The sequence below is a fragment of the Polaribacter cellanae genome (assembly GCF_017569185.1).
Classification (GTDB): domain Bacteria; phylum Bacteroidota; class Bacteroidia; order Flavobacteriales; family Flavobacteriaceae; genus Polaribacter; species Polaribacter cellanae.
The window spans coordinates 1,835,003-1,853,377 of record NZ_CP071869.1 but is presented as its reverse complement, the minus strand read 5'-3'; the positions used below and the strand labels follow the sequence as shown (position 1 = coordinate 1,853,377).

Annotated in this window: 12 protein-coding genes; 4 read left to right on the top strand and 8 right to left on the bottom strand. The window is 31.6% G+C overall.

What is annotated here, in order from left to right; genetic code table 11:
* The first annotated feature begins 59 nt into the window (after positions 1–59).
* The 4 genes from J3359_RS08205 to J3359_RS08190 all read left to right on the top strand — a co-directional run bounded on the left by J3359_RS08205 (position 60) and on the right by J3359_RS08190 (position 4,109).
* Positions 60–1,001 (top strand): ribose-phosphate pyrophosphokinase, encoded by a 942-nt coding sequence (locus J3359_RS08205; RefSeq protein WP_208080205.1) that lies wholly within the window; start codon positions 60–62, stop codon positions 999–1,001.
* A gap of 62 nt (positions 1,002–1,063) precedes the next feature.
* Positions 1,064–1,678: a 50S ribosomal protein L25/general stress protein Ctc gene (locus J3359_RS08200; RefSeq protein WP_208080204.1), complete on the top strand. Its 615-nt coding sequence runs from the start codon at positions 1,064–1,066 to the stop codon at positions 1,676–1,678.
* 325 nt (positions 1,679–2,003) lie between these two features.
* Positions 2,004–2,633 (top strand): aminoacyl-tRNA hydrolase, encoded by a 630-nt coding sequence (gene pth, locus J3359_RS08195; RefSeq protein ID WP_437440108.1) that lies wholly within the window; start codon positions 2,004–2,006, stop codon positions 2,631–2,633.
* Positions 2,634–2,771: 138 nt separating this feature from the next.
* A complete protein-coding gene (locus J3359_RS08190) occupies positions 2,772–4,109 on the top strand; it encodes a transposase (protein ID WP_367890397.1) in 1,338 nt (445 codons plus the stop codon).
* Positions 4,110–4,713: 604 nt separating this feature from the next.
* On the opposite strand, the gene J3359_RS08185 is transcribed toward J3359_RS08190, so the two are convergent.
* The 8 genes from J3359_RS08185 to J3359_RS08150 all read right to left on the bottom strand — a co-directional run bounded on the left by J3359_RS08185 (position 4,714) and on the right by J3359_RS08150 (position 18,319).
* A complete protein-coding gene (locus tag J3359_RS08185) occupies positions 4,714–5,430 on the bottom strand; it encodes a hypothetical protein (RefSeq protein WP_208077396.1) in 717 nt (238 codons plus the stop codon).
* A 2,308-nt stretch (positions 5,431–7,738) separates the two neighbouring features.
* On the bottom strand, positions 7,739–8,428 hold the full coding sequence (locus tag J3359_RS08180; protein ID WP_208080203.1) for a VOC family protein: 690 nt from the start codon (positions 8,426–8,428) through the stop codon (positions 7,739–7,741).
* Between the two features lie 2,360 nt (positions 8,429–10,788).
* The gene (locus J3359_RS08175; protein WP_208080202.1) at positions 10,789–11,481 is read right to left on the bottom strand and encodes a hypothetical protein; all 693 of its coding nucleotides are present in this window, start codon (positions 11,479–11,481) and stop codon (positions 10,789–10,791) included.
* Between the two features lie 134 nt (positions 11,482–11,615).
* On the bottom strand, positions 11,616–12,386 hold the full coding sequence (locus J3359_RS08170) for a hypothetical protein (protein ID WP_208077401.1): 771 nt from the start codon (positions 12,384–12,386) through the stop codon (positions 11,616–11,618).
* 209 nt (positions 12,387–12,595) lie between these two features.
* Positions 12,596–13,399 carry a hypothetical protein gene (locus tag J3359_RS08165; RefSeq protein WP_208080198.1) on the bottom strand — a complete coding sequence of 268 codons (804 nt, stop codon included), beginning with the start codon at positions 13,397–13,399 and terminating at the stop codon, positions 12,596–12,598.
* 852 nt (positions 13,400–14,251) lie between these two features.
* The gene (locus J3359_RS08160) at positions 14,252–14,998 is read right to left on the bottom strand and encodes an 8-oxoguanine DNA glycosylase (RefSeq protein WP_208080201.1); all 747 of its coding nucleotides are present in this window, start codon (positions 14,996–14,998) and stop codon (positions 14,252–14,254) included.
* 151 nt (positions 14,999–15,149) lie between these two features.
* On the bottom strand, positions 15,150–15,830 hold the full coding sequence (locus J3359_RS08155; protein WP_496559659.1) for a PH domain-containing protein: 681 nt from the start codon (positions 15,828–15,830) through the stop codon (positions 15,150–15,152).
* 1,889 nt (positions 15,831–17,719) lie between these two features.
* The gene (locus J3359_RS08150) at positions 17,720–18,319 is read right to left on the bottom strand and encodes a hypothetical protein (RefSeq protein ID WP_208080200.1); all 600 of its coding nucleotides are present in this window, start codon (positions 18,317–18,319) and stop codon (positions 17,720–17,722) included.
* Positions 18,320–18,375 lie beyond the last annotated feature (56 nt).

Sequence of the window (18,375 nt, the reverse complement as noted above, 5' to 3'; positions counted from 1 at the left end):
CAATAAATAATTTCTACTTTTGTTCACTTACAACAACACAACAAAAAAACCATCACTAAATGCCTACAAATCAACTTGCGCCAAAATTATTTGCATGCTCACAGAGCGTAACATTAGCAGAAAAAATTGCAAAAGAATACAACACAACTCTAGGAAAAGTTAAAACAACCAAGTTTAGCGATGGAGAATTTCAGCCAGCTTTCGAAGAATCTGTAAGAGGAAGGCGCGTTTTTATTATAGGATCTACGTTTCCAAATGCAGACAATTTAATGGAAATGTTATTAATGTTAGATGCCGCAAAAAGAGCATCAGCAAGACACATTACAGCAGTTATGCCCTATTTTGGTTGGGCAAGACAAGATAGAAAAGATCAGCCAAGAGTTGCAATTGGAGCAAAATTAGTAGCCAATTTATTACAATCTGCAGGAGCTACCAGAATTATGACGATGGATTTACACGCAGATCAAATACAAGGTTTTTTCGAAAAGCCAGTAGACCACTTATTCGCATCTACTATTTTTATGCCTTATATTAAAAGTTTAAAACTGGAGAACCTTACAATTGCATCTCCAGATATGGGAGGTTCAAAAAGAGCGTATGCATATTCTAAGCACTTACATAGCGATGTTGTAATTTGTTACAAACAACGTAAAAAAGCCAATGTAATTTCTCATATGGAATTAATTGGAGATGTAAAAGGTAAAAATGTTATTTTGGTAGACGATATGATAGACACTGGAGGAACCTTAGCACACGCAGCCAATTTAATGATAGAAAGAGGCGCTTTAAGTGTTCGTGCAATTTGTACACATCCTATACTTTCTGGAGGCGCTTACGAAAAAATAGAAAACTCAGGATTAACAGAATTAATAGTTTCAGATACAATTCCATTAAAGAAAGAAACTTCTAAAATAAAAGTTGTATCTTGCGCGCCATTATTTGCAGATGTTATGCACAAAGTGCAAGACAATACTTCAATTAGTGGACAATTTTTAATGTAAAAATCCCTAAGAAATCTTTCAAAATGAAAGCAAAAAGGGTAAATTAATTTAAACAAATAGTAATGAAATCAATTACAATTAAAGGATCAAAAAGAGAAAGCGTGGGCAAGGTAGCTACCAAAGCCTTACGTAATGCTGGTATGGTTCCTTGCGTTATTTACGGAGGAGATAAGCCAGTGCATTTTTCAGCAGAAGAATTAGCATTTAAAAAGTTGGTATACACTCCAAACGTATATACTGCTACAATTAATGTTGATGGAGAAAAAATATCTGCAATTTTGCAAGACATTCAATTTCACCCAGTAACAGATAAAATTTTACATGTAGATTTTTATCAGTTATTTGATGATAAAGAAGTTACAATGAACATTCCTGTAAAATTAGTAGGAACTTCTCCAGGAGTTTTAAATGGAGGTTCTTTACGTTTTACAAATCGTAAACTAAAAATTAAAGCATTACCTGCTAATTTACCAGATTATGTAAATGCAGACATTTCTAAATTAAAAATTGGAAATAAGTTAACGATAACATCATTATTTAACGACGATTATACGTTTATGCACCCAGATAATACTGTGGTTGTACAAGTTAGAACTTCTCGTAATGCAACAAGTATTGAAGACGAAGATGAAGACGAAACAACAGAAGAAGCTACACCAGAAGCAGCTGCTGAATAGTTTAGTTTAAACAAATATTATAAAAGCGCTACTCCCAAAACTTTAGGGTTGTAGCGCTTTTTAGTTACCCTGAACTTGTTTCAGGGTCTGATAAATTTATCTCAAGATATATTGTAAGTTTAGCTTAATTGTAGGTTAAAAAAATAACCTACTGGAATCTTTCAGAATTCCTGCAAGGTCTTTTTTTTAACCTTGTAGGTGTAAAATTGTTATTATAGAAAGAGATACCCAAAAGGTTTTTAGAACCTTGCAGGAAATTAAGAATCTTTTAATTTTCAAGGGTTCACTCCTTAAATCATTATTTATTTCTTCTTATTTTTGAAAAATGAATGTGATATCATTTTTTAAAAATCTTTTCGGTATAAAAACCGAAATTAAAGAAGCATTAATGAAAAAGTTTTTAATTGTCGGTTTAGGAAATATAGGAGAGAAGTACACAAATACGCGCCATAATATTGGGTTTAAAATTTTGGATGAAGTTGCAGAAGAACACAATGTAACATTCGAGACAGGGAAGTTAGGCGATATTGCTAATTTCCGTTTTAAAGGAAGAACTTTCGTTCTATTAAAGCCAAGTACATTTATGAATTTAAGTGGAAAAGCCGTAAAATATTGGATGCAACAAGAAAAAATTTCCATTGAAAACATCTTAATAATTACAGACGATGTAAATATCGATTTTGGTACCATTCGTGTAAAAGCAAAAGGTTCTGCTGGCGGACATAATGGGCTTAAAGACATTCAAGAAAAATTAAACACCCAACAATATGCTCGTTTTCGTTTTGGAGTTGGTGGAAATTATTCCAGAGGAAAACAAGTAGATTATGTCTTAGGCGAATGGAATAAAGAAGAAACCAGCCAATTGATTGAGCGTTTACCAACTTCAGCAAAAGTTATTACCTCTTTTGGAACAGCAGGTTTGGCAAACACTATGAATACTTTTAACGGAAAATAGGCGCTTTCATAAAACAACGCATCCCTTGTTTTTACGAGGGATTTGTTGTATTTTGTAGCTATAATAAACCCCGAAAATGGCCAATATAGGCAAAAAACGGGGTTTTAATTTCGATAATTATGAAAGTACGAAGAATTTCTGAAATGCAACACCGCATTTCAATTTTTTCCCCTCAGCGAGAATTATGATGCTCATTATGCGCGATTTTTAGAGGGAGATTTAGGTAAAATCTACTCTGCAATTCCTTGGAATGATTTAGTTAGCTCTTTTGGTATTTCTGAACAATCAAAAGGGAGAAACTATCTTTTTAGTCCTAAAGGAAGACTAGGTTTAATGTTTTTAAAACATTATGCTAATTGTTCAGATAGAAAATTGATTGAGCAACTAAACTCGAATTTAGACTATCAATTTTTCTGTGATATAGAACTAGGTTTTGAACGCTTAACAAACTATAAAATAGTGAGCCAAATACGTTGTGAATTAGCAGAGAAACTCGATATTAATTCCATAGAAAAAATTCTATTCAACTCTTGGAAAAACGAAATTGAAAACCCCAATCAAATTGTAATGGATGCTACTTGTTATGAAAGTGAAGTTCGTTACCCTAGCATCCAAAAATTACTTTGGGAGTCGGTTCATTGGTTGTACAATCAATTACGTAAAACCTGCTCTATATTAGGGGTTAAAATGATTAGAAGTAAATATATCAAGTGGAAAAAACGTTATCAAGGATTTAGTAAAATGCGAAGAAAAACCAAGTCGAAACGTATTTCATTAACCCGAGGTTTACTCAATCTGTTAAGTAAATTTATCAACTTTGAAAAAGAGTTGTCAGAAAATCACAATATTGAGTTTATAGCTTTGTATTATAAGCGAATAAATACAATTCAAAGGATTTACAAACAACAAAAAGATCATTTTGATACAGGAGAAAAAATCAAAGATAGAATTGTAAGCATTCAAAAGGATTATATTCGTCCTATTGTTCGAGGAAAGGAAGTAAAACCTGTTGAATTTGGAGCAAAAGTTAACAAAGTTCAAATTGATGGAATTAGCTTTATCGAACATATTAACTTTAATGCATTTCATGAAGGAAATCGTTTTATTCAAACAGTCCAAAAAGCACAAGGATTAACTCGAAAAAAAGTAAAAATAGCTGGAGCAGATAAAATTTATGCCACCAATAAAAATAGAAAACACTGTAGTTCTAAGAACATAGAAACAGACTTTATCCCCAAGGGAAAAAAGCCGAAAAATCATAAAGAAAAAAAGCAACTTAGAGCTATTATCGCAAAAGAAAGAGCTACAAGATTAGAAGGTTATTTTGGAAAGGATAAAGAATATTATCACTTACGAAAAATAAAAGCCAAAACTAAAAAGAATGAAATTCTATGGATATTCTTTGGAATACACACAGGGAATGCTCTTGAAATTGGCCGAAGAAAAATAGCTAAAACAGCACAACAAGTAGCCTAAATTTGAAGCATTGAATATAGTTTTATGGGAGAGGTATGTCTTGTTGGGAAATTTTTAAGAAACTGAACCCTTAAAACAGCTTTAAAACAAAAATTGAGGGTAGAATTTAAATAATTATGCCCGCAATTTTAGCTGCATTTTTAAAAATAACCTATTTTCTGAATGTGCCTTTGTGTTTTATTCAGCTCAACTTTCATTCCGTAAACTTGCTCAAATTCCGCAATATTTTTAATTCAGATTTCGAGTGAGCAATTCCTCAACTTGCTAAATTCCGATTGAGTGAAATTCCGCTTTTCAATTCAGTTTTCGATTCCGCAAACGAGCTAAAAAGTCAGACGCAATTCAACTCAGAGTTTGAGTGATTATTCAGCACAATATTCCGCATTTTATTTTTAAATTCTGCTTTAAATGACTTTTGATTTAAACCTGAAATTTTCGGTTTTGCAATGTCCCGAGCATTAAAGCCAACGGTCTAGTGTATGATTTCGTTGCGTGTTTAAGCACTAAAGTTAGCAAATAAATCACAGATAGAAAGTCCGCGAGGACTTTCGTAAGTAGGCTATAACTAGCAATGAATTATACACATTGTTGCCAGTAGTATTTTTTAATATACTCGATAGCCAACTAATTCCATTTTTCCGTTAAAATTCTGAAAATTGAAAGATTCATATTTCGCACGATTATTTTTCTGCCAATATCTATATTCAATAATATCTGTTAATTCGTTTGGGGAATCATTGAATTTAACTAATGCTTTATTAAGATATTCACGTTGTTTATTTTCAAATCCTAATTCTTTTATTTGCTCTAAAAAACTCAAAAACTGTTCGTAAGTAAACTCTTTAGTTATATTCGAATGTAAGTTTTTATAAAATTCAGAATAGTTTTCGTTGTTCAACATCTCAATTAGTTCCTCAACTTTTTTAGTTGATTCCAAAATTAATGTTTCATTTTTTTTCTGCTGTTTTTTTATTTCCTCTATCTGCTCAATAGTTACTTCTCGGATTTTTTCCAAATTCTTTGGTTTGTCAAATTTCGGATATCTGAATTGTATTATTAGTTTGTTTTCTTCTGGTCTTGTATTCGTAAAGAACTTCAATTCTTTAGTGTCTTTTGAGTCAAATCCACTAATTTTTGTTTTTAAAAATTCATTCCAATTCTGATTGACAATATCTTTACTCAACTTAACATTGTCTTCGTAATTCTCAAATATGTCAATATGCGCAATTTTGTCAATTTCAATGTGGTTCACTTGACTATTACAAGATGTAAAAATCAAAGTGATAATAAATAATTTTAGTACGATGTTTGTTTTTTTCATATTACTGGCAACGTTTTTGTATAAGAATAGTTGCGATTTTGTGCGCGAGGAATTTCAGCATGAAATTCAGAAGTGTGCAAAATTGCAACGACCTTTGGTTAAGCTAAAATAGCAATTATTTTTATGCGTTGTTAGCAAATGTTGTTTTTTTCATTCTCCTTAGTTCATTAATTAAATCCTAAAACTCAGCTTTTGAGTAAGAATTCCGCAATTTATATTTTTCATTTTCTGCTCAATTCCTCAAACTTGCTAAATTTCACGATTGATTGGAAATTCCGCAATTTTGTTTTTCGAGTTTAAGAAAATTCTCACGTTTTATAATTCCACATTTGAGTATATTCCCACGCAAAATCTTACGAGCGAGAGAGTGCTCAGCATTTTGAAATTCCTTTTTTGTGATAAAACCGATTAGTTTTAATTCACTATTTTTCAGCGTTTGAGTGAGAACAATATTTGCTAACGGTTTTGTATAACAAACGCACCGTTTTTAGTGCTTAAACTTTCAGGCTGTAACTGGCTTTGGATTGTATCAGAAACCACCGAGCCAAGCCGAAAAAAGGTGTGTTTGTTATACGTTGTTACCTTTTTGTTTTTTCAATTCGTGCTTCTAGTTTCGTTGTGTTTGTTGCCATAATTTTGCCATTTGAGGGATTTGAATTACTAAATTATAATTTTTTTCGGTTCGATTAACGTTTTTTTAAAGTTTTTAGGCTTGCGCCTAAATTTTCGCACAGAACGATTTTGTTCGGTTTGCTCTACGTTTCTACTTTCACGTTTTCCGTAACGTTTCAGCTTTTTATGCGTGGTTGTTTTTCGATTTTTTAGAGTTTCATTTTTTCTGCGTTATAGGTTTCAACGTCTTTAATTTTCAGCTTTTAAAGTTTCATTTTTCACGTTTCTAATTCATTTCAAGCCGAAACTTTGTGTACATGAACAGTTTTTCGGTATGGCATTTCAGCCCGATGAAAGGCACGAAATTAAATACTTCAGCGTTGCAATTTTCACGTTTCTATTTTATTTCAAGCCGAAACTTTGTGTACATGAACAGTTTTTCGGTATGGCATTTCAGCCCGATGAAAGGCACGAAATTTCATCTTTTAGCGCAAATTTTGTTTCAAATAAAAGGTAACGTGTTTGTATAAGAATAGTTGCGATTTTGTGCGCGAGGAATTTCAGCATGAAATTCAGAAGTGTGCAAAATTGCAACGACCTTTGGTTAAGCTAAAATAGCAATTATTTTTATGCGTTGTTAGCAAATGTTGTTTTTTTCATTCTCCTTAGTTCATTAATTAAATCCTAAAACTCAGCTTTTGAGTAAGAATTCCGCAATTTATATTTTTCATTTTCTGCTCAATTCCTCAAACTTGCTAAATTTCACGATTGATTAGAAATTCCGCAATTTTGTTTTTCGAGTTTAAGAAAATTCTCACGTTTTATAATTCCACATTTGAGTATATTCCCACGCAAAATCTTACGAGCGAGAGAGTGCTCAGCATTTTGAAATTCCTTTTTTGTGATAAAACCGATTAGTTTTAATTCACTATTTTTCAGCGTTTGAGTGAGAACAATATTTGCTAACGTGTTTGTATAAGAATAGTTGCGATTTTGTGCGCGAGGAATTTCAGCATGAAATTCAGAAGTGTGCAAAATTGCAACGACCTTTGGTTAAGCTAAAATAGCAATTATTTTTATACTTTGTTGGCAACCGTTTTTCCTTTGCCGCTTTGCTTTTTCATGTCAGCTTTAATTCAGTCGTTTTTATTCTTTAAACGACCAATTTAGTCAATTCTGCTTAATTCTTTTTACGGTTTTCCACATTCCGATTCTGCTTTTTCCTTTTCAGATTCATTTTCGTAGATAAACACAAACTTTTCGGATTATTACTTAAAAATCAAAAAAAAAAAATTCGATTCTTTTTCCGCTGATTTTTTCCGTCCGAGTAAAATTCGGCGCAATAGTTTTCGGTTCAGTTTTTTATTCCGCAATAATTTTCACGTTTCTTATGCGTTTCACTTGTCAGAAATCGGCTTAAAACTCAAAAATTTTCGGTTCAGCTTTTAGTCGGCAAAAAATCCGTTTTCATTCGGTTTTGTATTCAGTTCAGTTTGTCAATTCCGCAATTCAATTCCGCCCACAATATTTTTTTCGGTTCTATTTGGCTGGATATTTCAAATGTTTACGGATTTTTCTTAAATGGTTGCCAACGTGTTTGTGTATTGTTAGTGGCGTGTTTAAGCAACTAATTTAGCAAATAAAAACCGAATAGAAAATCCGCGAGGATTTTCGTAAGTAGGCGAAAAACAAGCCATTAATTATACACGGTGTTGGCAGTAGTTTTTATTTTTTCGTTCCTATATTTTATATGATATTCCTCTTTTCCATTTTCAATAATAGCTTCAAATGGTTCTGGTTTTATTTTTATTGAAGTTGGAAACCAAATGTCTTTTAAATCATAGTTTGGTAAAAGAAATATTCCTTCTTGTGTGCCATTTGTTCCAAATCGCTCAATATCTCCTTTCCAAAATTCTGTTTTTAATTCATTTTCAAGTTGGTCATTTGTCTTTCTAACATCTGCTGTTGGCATTCCCATTTCATTTACTCCTAAAACTTTAGAAATGTCAAAATTAGAATTATCATCATTTTTTAAATTGTATCGTACAATAAATTCTGCTATATTTCCACTTGCATCGAAAAAGTAAAAAGAGTCAGCATTCCAAGATTCAAAGTTTTGAATTTTTCTACCATTTTCAATATTCACAATTTCAGTCCTTTTTTCCATCCATTCCAAAGCTTCGTTTAATTTGTTTGCAGGAATTAAAAAGCAATAATGATATTTATATTCTTTTTCAGATTTTTCAAACGATAATTCGCTCCAACCAACTTTTACAGTAAAAGACTTCTCATTTTGTTCTATAATTTCAAATCCTAAAGTTTCCGAGTAGAACTTTAATTCCGATTCTAACTTATTTGTATAAAGTTTGAGTTTCTTAAATTTCATTGTCAATTTTCAGTTAGATTGGTCAAATTACTGCCAACGTGTTTGTATAAGAATAGTTGCGATTTTGTGCGCGAGGAATTTCAGCATGAAATTCAGAAGTGTGCAAAATTGCAACGACCTTTGGTTTAGCTAAAATAGCAATTATTTTTATACTTTGTTGGCAACCGTTTTTCCTTTGTCGCTCTGCTTTTTCACGTCAGCTTTAATTCAGCCGTTTTTATTCTTTAAACGACCAATTTAGTCAATTCTGCTTAATTCTTTTTACGATTTTCCACATTCCGATTCTGCTTTTTCCTTTTCAGATTCATTTTCGTAGATAAACACAAGCTTTTCGGATTATTACTTAAAAATAAAAAAAAATTCGATTCTTTTTCCGCTGATTTTTTCCGTCCGAGTAAAATTCGGCGCAATAGTTTTCGGTTCAGTTTTTTATTCCGCAATAATTTTCACGTTTCTTATGCGTTTCGCTTGTCAGAAATCGGTTTAAAACTCAAAAATTTTCGGTTCAGCTTTTAGTCGGCAAAAAATCCGTTTTCATTCGGTTTTGTATTCAGTTCAGTTTGTCAATTCCGCAATTCAATTCCGCCCACAATATTTTTTTCGGTTCTATTTAGCTGGATTTTTCAAATGTTTACGGATTTTTCTTAAATGGTTGCCAACGTTTTTGTATAAGAATAGTTGCGGTTTTGTACACGAGGAATTTCAGAATGAAATTCAGAAGTGTGCAAAATTGCAACTACCTTTGGTTAAGCTAAAAGTAGCAATTATTTTTATACTTTGTTAGCTTTAGTGCTTTTTTGTCCGTTTATTTTTTAGTCAATATTAAATTTCGGTCGGCTTTTTAATTCCGCATTTTATGCTTTATTCAGCTCTACTTTCATTCCACAAACTTGCTCAAATTCCGCTATATTTTTAGTTCAGATTTTGAGTAGGCAATTCCGCAACTTGCTAAATTCTGATTGAGTGAAATTCCGCTTTTCAATTCAGTTTTCGATTCCGCAAACGAGCTAAAAAGTCAGACGCAATTCAATTCAGAGTTTGAGTGATTATTCAGCTCAATATTCCACATTTTATTTTTAAATTCCGCTTTAAATGACTTTTGATTTAAACCTGAAATTTTCGGTTTTGCAATGTCCTGAGCATTAAAGCTAACGTGTTTGTATAAGAATAGTTGCGGTTTTGTGCGCGAGGAATTTCAGCATGAAATTCAGAAGTGTGCAAAATTGCAACTACCTTTGGTTTAGCCAAAATAGCAATTATTTTTATACTTTGTTGGCAACCGTTTTTCCTTTGTCGCTTTGCTTTTTCATGTCAGCTTTAATTCAGTCGTTTTTATTCTTTAAACGACCAATTTAGTCAATTCTGCTTAATTCTTTTTACGGTTTTCCACATTCCGATTCTGCTTTTTCCTTTTCAGATTCATTTTCGTAGATAAACACAAACTTTTCGGATTATTACTTAAAAATCAAAAAAAAATTCGATTCTTTTTCCGCTGATTTTTTCCGTCCGAGTAAAATTCGGCGCAATAGTTTTCGGTTCAGTTTTTTATTCCGCAATAATTTTCACGTTTCTTATGCGTTTCACTTGTCAGAAATCGGCTTAAAACTCAAAAATTTTCGGTTCAGCTTTTAGTCGGCAAAAAATCCGTTTTCATTCGGTTTTGTATTCAGTTCAGTTTGTCAATTCCGCAATTCAATTCCGCCCACAATATTTTTTTCGGTTCTATTTGGCTGGATATTTCAAATGTTTACGGATTTTTCTTAAATGGTTGCCAACGTTTATGTATAAGAATAGTTGCGGTTTTGTGCGCGAGGAATTTCAGCATGAAATTCAGAAGTGTGCAAAATTGCAACGACCTTTGGTTAAGCTAAAATAGCAATTATTTTTATGCGTTGTTAGCAAATGTTGTTTTTTTCATTCTCCTTAGTTCATTAATTAAATCCTAAAACTCAGCTTTTGAGTAAGAATTCCGCAATTTATATTTTTCATTTTCTGCTCAATTTCTCAAGCTTTCTAAATTTCACGATTGATTGGAAATTCCGCAATTTTGTTTTTTTTGAGTTTAAGAAAATTCTCACGTTTTATAATTCCACATTTGAGTAAATTCCCACGCAAAATCTTACGAGCGAGAGAGTGCTCAGCATTTTGAAATTCCTTTTTTGTGATAAAACCGATTAGTTTTAATTCACTATTTTTCAGCGTTTGAGTGAGAACAATATTTGCTAACGGTCTAGTGTATGATTTCGTTGCGTGTTTCAGCAACTAAATTAGCAAATACAAACCGAATAGAAAATCCGCGAGGATTTTCGTAAGTAAGCCTTTGCTAGCAATGAATTATACACATTGTTGCCAGTAGTTATTTAACTCACTATTTCTGGTCCAATTCCACCAATCCATTCCCATTTTCCATTAATCTTTTTATAAATATACGTTCCTGAATTTGCACATAAAGACCCACAGGAATATGAATATCTGAAAAATGCTATTTTTTTGTCGATAGAAAATAAAGGCAGTTCTATACTGTAATAACCACTACCCATTTTATAGATTTCATTCCAATAAGTTTCTAAATCCACTTTTTCTAGAAGGTCATCTAAATATTTTCGTTCAATCTTTTTTCGAGGAATATTTTTAGGTTTTAAAACGATTCCTTTTTGTAATTCAGTTTGTTCGTAAATAAAACTAATGTCATTTTTGTCAATTAATTCACTTAATGAACTGTCTTTATCCTTTTCGGTTAGTCTCATCAAATCCGCATTCCAATATTTCGATTCCATTGGGAAAATCTTAATCGGTTTGTTCACTATCATTCCGTCAGTTCTCAAGACGTCTTTAAAGAAATTTAAATAGTCCGCTTTTGAAATTTTAGGTTTTTCTACGGTACTGTATTCAGGTATTACTTTTTCTCTTTTTTTCTCAACTATTTGTGTTTTTTCCGTGTCAATTTTGGTTTCGATTAATTCAGTTACATTCTCATTTTCAGAATCGGTTTTTTTCTTGCAAGAAGTCGCAATGAATATCAAAATTATTAAGACTGGCAGAAGTTTTTTCATAATTACTGGCAACGGTTTTGTGTATGATTTCGTTGCGTGTTTAAGCACTAAAGTTAGCAAATAAATCGCAGATAGAAAGTCCGCGAGGACTTTCGTAAGTAGGCTATAACTAGCAATGAATTATACACGTTGTTCTACGCAGTTTTTTTCCATAAATGGTTCAGAGACTTTTTTACTTTCCCTTTAATTTCATAAAAATATGCTCTATTTCCTTTGATAATTACTTTTTTATTTCTCGGCATTCTTTCTTTGTCGATGGGAATTACAACATCTAATTCGTAATAGTCAGAATTTTTGTTTTCAGTTTTGAGTTCTATAAAATCTGTAAAACCATAAGTGTAAATTCCGATTTTCTTAATGTCTTTTTTTGCTATTCTAAAAGTATTTGTTGAATCCAAATTCACTCTATTTCTTATTCGAGGTGCCCAAGCGCAACTTCCTTCTTTCAACCATTCTCTCGTTAAATGCTTGTATTTTCTTCTTTTATTAAAGTACAGAGTTAATAATTCAAATTCCGTTTTTTGTTTTTCAATCAAGTTTTGGTTTTCGTAAAGTTCAATATAATGATTGACTTTAATTTCAATTGAGTCTTTAAGTCCAATTTGCTTTTCGATTATATTCACAGTTGGCTCTCGTCTTTGTAAATCTGGATTTAGAATAACTTCTCCATCTTTTAAAATCCATTTTCCTTCGTTTGTATAATCTTTAAAGGTTTGTGGGTAAACATAATCAGTTGTTCGTAATCGAAAAGTCCAGTCCGCTTTTAATTCCAATTCAGTTCCTCCAAATTCTCCATTAGCCAAAATCATATCTCCATATGTTCCGATAAATTCGGATTTTCCATTTTGAGCTTGAGCATTGATTGTCAGCAGAAAGATTGTTAATATGTAAAGCGTTTTTCTCAAATTGCGTAGAACGGTCTTGTGTATGGCTCGTTGCGTGCAAATTAGTGATTATTTTTCGGTTGGGCACAAGCCAGATTTTTAAATTTTACTATTTATCTTTTCTATTGGAAATCGTCAAATTTAAAAATTTGGCGACTTTCCAAATACGCCTTAACTTCGGATTAAGCAACTGATTAGCAATGAGCTATACACGTTGTTGCCCACAGTTTTTATTCTTTTTTCCATTCAAATATTTTCCTTCCACGTACTTTAAAATTAGATTCGCTTAATACTCTTCCTAATCTTATTATCTCAATTATCGAATCATTTTTATCGTACTTATATTCGTCCATAAACTCAACAAACTCGTTAGGATTTGTTCCTTGATTAAAAGAACTATCTATTTCTCTAAAGAGTTTACCTTTTTCGTTATACTCGAATTTTGTTTTCATTCTGTGATTTCCGCTAAAAACCCAATTTTCCAATTTCGGTCGATTTAGTGAATCGTAATAAAATTCAGAGATTTTAGGTTCTGCATTTCTGTCCTTCTCAATTCTCTTTTTCATAACTCCATTTTCAAATTCTTGGGTAATTGTTCTGAAGTTAGTCTTTGTCTCAATGAGATTTTTTCCCGAATCATATTTGAATGATATTAAAGTGTCAATTTTCTCACTCTTTTCTGTGATATATTTTAGTAAGCCTTTTTTATCGTATTCATAATTCTGTATGTCTATAAATGCTTTTCCTTTTCCTTCTCTTTTGTAGATTGATTTAGTCTTTTCAATCCGATTTTCATTGTCATCGTAGTAATAAAATTTAACGTTATTAATGTTAATCAACCGATTTTTGGAATCATAACTTTTAAATGACTTTCTCTGGGAATAAATAGAATCCTTTTTCGTCAAAGACTTTTCGGTTTTCCAAATCCGGTAACTCTCTTTTGCTTTAAATTCCGCAATCAATTTATCTTCTTCTAAATTCCCGCAAGAAGTTAAAATCAGACTTAAAAATGTTATGGTTAGCAGTTTTTTCAAATTCTGACTAACGTAAAATTATGTTTCTAAAAATCAGCAATTTATAAATATTCGATTTTCTCATATTTTCTTAAATTTTTAAGCTCAATTTACTCAATTTTTCGTTAGCCTACGTACTGAGGAAATTTGAGGTTTCTATGGGGGATTGTGGGCAACGTGTTTGTATAAGAATAGTTGCGATTTTGTGCGCGAGGAATTTCAGCATGAAATTCAGAAGTGTGCAAAATTGCAACTACTTTCGGTTAGGCTAAAATTAGCAATTATTTTTATACTTTGTTAGCTTTAGTGCTTTTTTGTCCGTTTATTTTTTAGTCAATATTATATTTCGGTTGGCTTTTTAATTCCGCATTTTATTTTTTATTCAGCTCTACTTTCATTCCGCAAACTTGCTCAAATTCCGCTATATTTTTAGTTCAGATTTCGAGTGGGCAATTCCGCAACTTGCTAAATTCCGATTGAGTGAAATTCCACTTTTCAATTCAGTTTTCGATTCCGCAAACGAGCTAAAAAGTCAGACGCAATTCAATTCAGAGTTTGAGTGATTATTCAGCTCAATATTCCGCATTTTATTTTTAAATTCCGCTTTAAATGACTTTTGATTTAAACCTGAAATTTTCGGTTCTGCAATGTCCCGAGCATTAAAGCTAACGGTCTTGTATATGAAACGTAGTGCAGAAAATAGGCAGTTTCGTTTCGGATAAGCACAAGCCGAATTTTTAAATTTTTCTAATTATATTTCTTTTCTCAATTAGCCAAATTTAAAAATTTGGCGACCTTGCAAAAATGCCCAAACCTTCGTGTTAGCAACGGCTCGCACTATGTTTTATATACGTTGTTAGCCACAGGCATTGTTCACAGCATTATGTTTTCCGCTGTATATTCATCATCATCAAAACTCGAAAAAACAACTGCGTCAAATACACAAGGATAAATATCGGCTTTTTCACATAATTCCTGAATTCCGTCCGAAACAAAATGATAATAATTGTTCTCGCTCAAAAGTGCTGACGATAACTTTACGGGAAATCCAAAATCATTTAGCCAATTTATAATCCGCGAATCAATTGGAATTTCATATTTGGTTAGTCCGAGAGCTTGTAAAAAATTCCGAGATTGTTTTGGACCAAATCCTTTTAGCTTGACTTTTAAAAAATCGGCTAATTCTCTTTCGTTTGTTTTGGATTGGTTTTCATTTAGAAATTCCAGTTTTTTCATTATTTCCCAATCGTTCTTTTTTATCTCGTCAAAATTGATTGAAAAATACTCGCTGTTTTTATTTATAAATCTTGTTAGTCCATTTTTTAAAAAAATCTGTTTGATAGATTTTTCTTTATTTTCCGTTCTCTCAATTAATTCGGCGGTTATCGAAAATGGTTTTTGGTTTAAAAACTTGGCTACTTGAGAATTCGGTCCCGAACGTTGTTGAGATGTCAACAAGCACATAATCATCGAGTGAATTACATTGTCTTTACTTATTGAAATATTTTTCTTTTCTACATTTCGTTCAATCCGACTTTTCAGAAATTGATTGTCATTTTCGCTAACGACATTTTTTATTTTTTGAATGTCACTTTTTTCTATTTTCCAACTAAATGTCATTGATTGCAGGATGTTGTTTTGCTTGTGGCCAACGGTTTTGTGTATGATTAGTGGCGTGTTTAAGTACCTAATTTAGCAAATAAAAACCGAATAGAAAATCCGTGAGGATTTTCGTAAGTAGGCTATAACCAGCCATTAATTATACACGTTGTTACCCAACGTTTTTATTTCCCATTATTATTTTAACTGCTTTGACAGCTTCTTTCTGATATTTTGATTTGTTAGCCAAAATTTCATTCAATTCCGTTTCAGATTTTGTTTTAAATTTTTCCACAAACTTTTCCGTTTGACTTTTTTCTTTTTTCCTTTCCAATTCTTGCTTTAAAGTTAAAGCTTCTTTAGAGTCGGATTTGTTAATGTATTGAAACATTCTAAACCTATACTTTGTATTCTCCACAATTGGTTCGTCGTGCAGAAAGTCCACAATTAAGTTTGAAATATAATATCTGTCTCCATTATTAAATTCCAAATCCCAGTATGCAAGGTCAGAGTTTATCATTTTCCAACGCATTGCATTGTCAATCCGATTTTTGTAATAAATTCCTAAATGATAAATTGAAGATTTTATTTCCGTTATTTTGTATTGTTTTAATACTCCGTTTTTGACAATTCCGATGCTATTATTTTTTGTGTCAATTTTAATTTTCGTATTCTTATTTTCTTTGTAATAGTTAAAATAAATAATGAAATTCGGTAGATTATAGATTAAGAAAATCACAGACATTATTTTGATAAACAAAAAGTCCAAAACAAATTGCTCTCCTTTTTTCAGATAATAATAAATAGGCGTTATTATTATTAAACCAATAACAAAATAAATATTCTCCCTCAAGAGGATTTTCAGAAGTTTGTTGTTATGTTCAAAGGTTTTTTTCAAATGTTGGGTAACGTTTATGTATAAGAATAGTTGCGGTTTTGTACGCGAGGAATTTCAGCATGAAATTCAGAAGTGTGCAAAATTGCAACTACCTTTGGTTTAGCCAAAATAGCAATTATTTTTATACTTTGTTGGCAACCGTTTTTCCTTTGTCGCTCTGCTTTTTCACGTCAGCTTTAATTCAGCCGTTTTTATTCTTTAAACGACCAATTTAGTCAATTCTGCTTAATTCTTTTTACGGTTTTCCACATTCCGATTCTGCTTTTTCCTTTTCAGATTCATTTTCGTAGATAAACACAGCTTTTCGGATTATTACTTAAAAATCAAAAAAAAAAAAATTCGATTCTTTTTCCGCTGATTTTTTCCGTCCGAGTAAAATTCGGCGCAATAGTTTTCGGTTCAGTTTTTTATTCCGCAATAATTTTCACGTTTCTTATGCGTTTCACTTGTCAGAAATCGGCTTAAAACTCAAAAATTTTCGGTTCAGCTTTTAGTCGGCAAAAAATCCGTTTTCATTCGGTTTTGTATTCAGTTCAGTTTGTCAATTCCGCAATTCAATTCCGCCCACAATATTTTTTTCGGTTCTATTTGGCTGGATTTTTCAAATGTTTACGGATTTTTCTTAAATGGTTGCCAACGTTTATGTATAAGAATAGTTGCGGTTTTGTACGCGAGGAATTTCAGCATGAAATTCAGAAGTGTGCAAAATTGCAACGACCTTTGGTTAAGCTAAAATAGCAATTATTTTTATACTTTGTTGGCAACCGTTTTTCCTTTGTCGCTCTGCTTTTTCACGTCAGCTTTAATTCAGCCGTTTTATTCTTTAAACGACCAATTTAGTCAATTCCGCTTAATTCTTTTTACGATTTTCCACATTCCGATTCTGCTTTTTCCTTTTCAGATTCATTTTCGTAGATAAACACAAGCTTTTCGGATTATTACTTAAAAATCAAAAAAAAATTCGATTCTTTTTCCGCTGATTTTTTCCGTCCGAGTAAAATTCGGCGCAATAGTTTTCGGTTCAGTTTTTTATTCCGCAATAATTTTCACGTTTCTTATGCGTTTCACTTGTCAGAAATCGGCTTAAAACTCAAAAATTTTCGGTTCAGCTTTTAGTCGGTAAAAAATCCGTTTTCATTCGGTTTTGTATTCAGTTCAGTTTGTCAATTCCGTAATTCAATTCCGCCCACAATATTTTTTTCGGTTCTATTTGGCTGGATTTTTCAAATGTTTACGGATTTTTCTTAAATGGTTGCCAACGTTTATGTATAAGAATAGTTGCGGTTTTGTGCGCGAGGAATTTCAGAATGAAATTCAGAAGTGTGCAAAATTGCAACTACCTTTGGTTAAGCTAAAATTAGCAATTATTTTTATACTTTGTTAGCAAATGTTATTTTTTTCATTCTCCTTTGTTCATTAATTGAATCCCAAAATTCAGCTTTTGAGTAAGAACTCCACAATTTTTCATTTTCTGCTCAATTTCTCAAACTTTCTAAATTTCACGATTGATTGGAAATTTCGCAATTTTGTTTTTTTTGAGTTTAAGAAAATTCTCACGTTTTATAATTCCACATTTGAGTATATTCCCACGCAAAATCTTACGAGCGAGAGAGTGCTCAGCATTTTGAAATTCCTTTTTTGTGATAAAACCGATTGGTTTTAATTCACTATTTTTCAGCGTTTGAGTGAGAACAATATTTGCTAACGGAATTGTGTATGATCTCGTTGCGTTGTTTAAGCACTAAAGTTAGCAAATAAATCACAGATAGAAAGTCCGCTAGGACTTTCGCAAGTAAACACTAACTAGCAATGAATTATACACGGTGTTGGCATTAGTTTAAGTTTCATTGTGATTTCTCAATCTCTTTTTTCCAATTTTCTAAACTGATTCTTTGCATACCCTCATTTAAAATTAAATTTGAGTTTTTATTTAATTTAGCTATCATTAATTTATGATTTGGTTTTCCTTTCATATAGCTCCATTCAGTTCTTAACCTACCATATTCCCATAAATTGAATTTGTTTTTGACTTTCTGCTGCAATTTATTTAAATCGTAATTATTCAGATGTTTTTCATTTATTTGAGGTTCAAATAAAATAAGTCCATAAGCACAAGGTAACCCATTTCTACCTCTCCAATCATAACTTATAATTGTTGTAAAACCATTAATTTTACCTAGTAAATAATATTCTTTTTCTTCAAAACCAATTTTTAAAAATTCATTAAAGGGATATTTTTTTAATTCAGAGCTCCTTTTTTTAGGTCCGAAATATATGTCGTATATATAAAATAAACTCCCAAGTATAATTGAAGTTCCTAAGGCTAATAATAAAGAATAAAATAAAGCTTCGAGGTTAAGATTCCAATTTAGAATCATTGGTATTATTATCGAAACTAAAAATATAGATAGTAATAGTTTAAACCAATTTCTGTAATATTCCAAAATTTTCATCCAATTAATGCCAACGTGTTTGTATAAGAATAGTTGCGGTTTTGTAC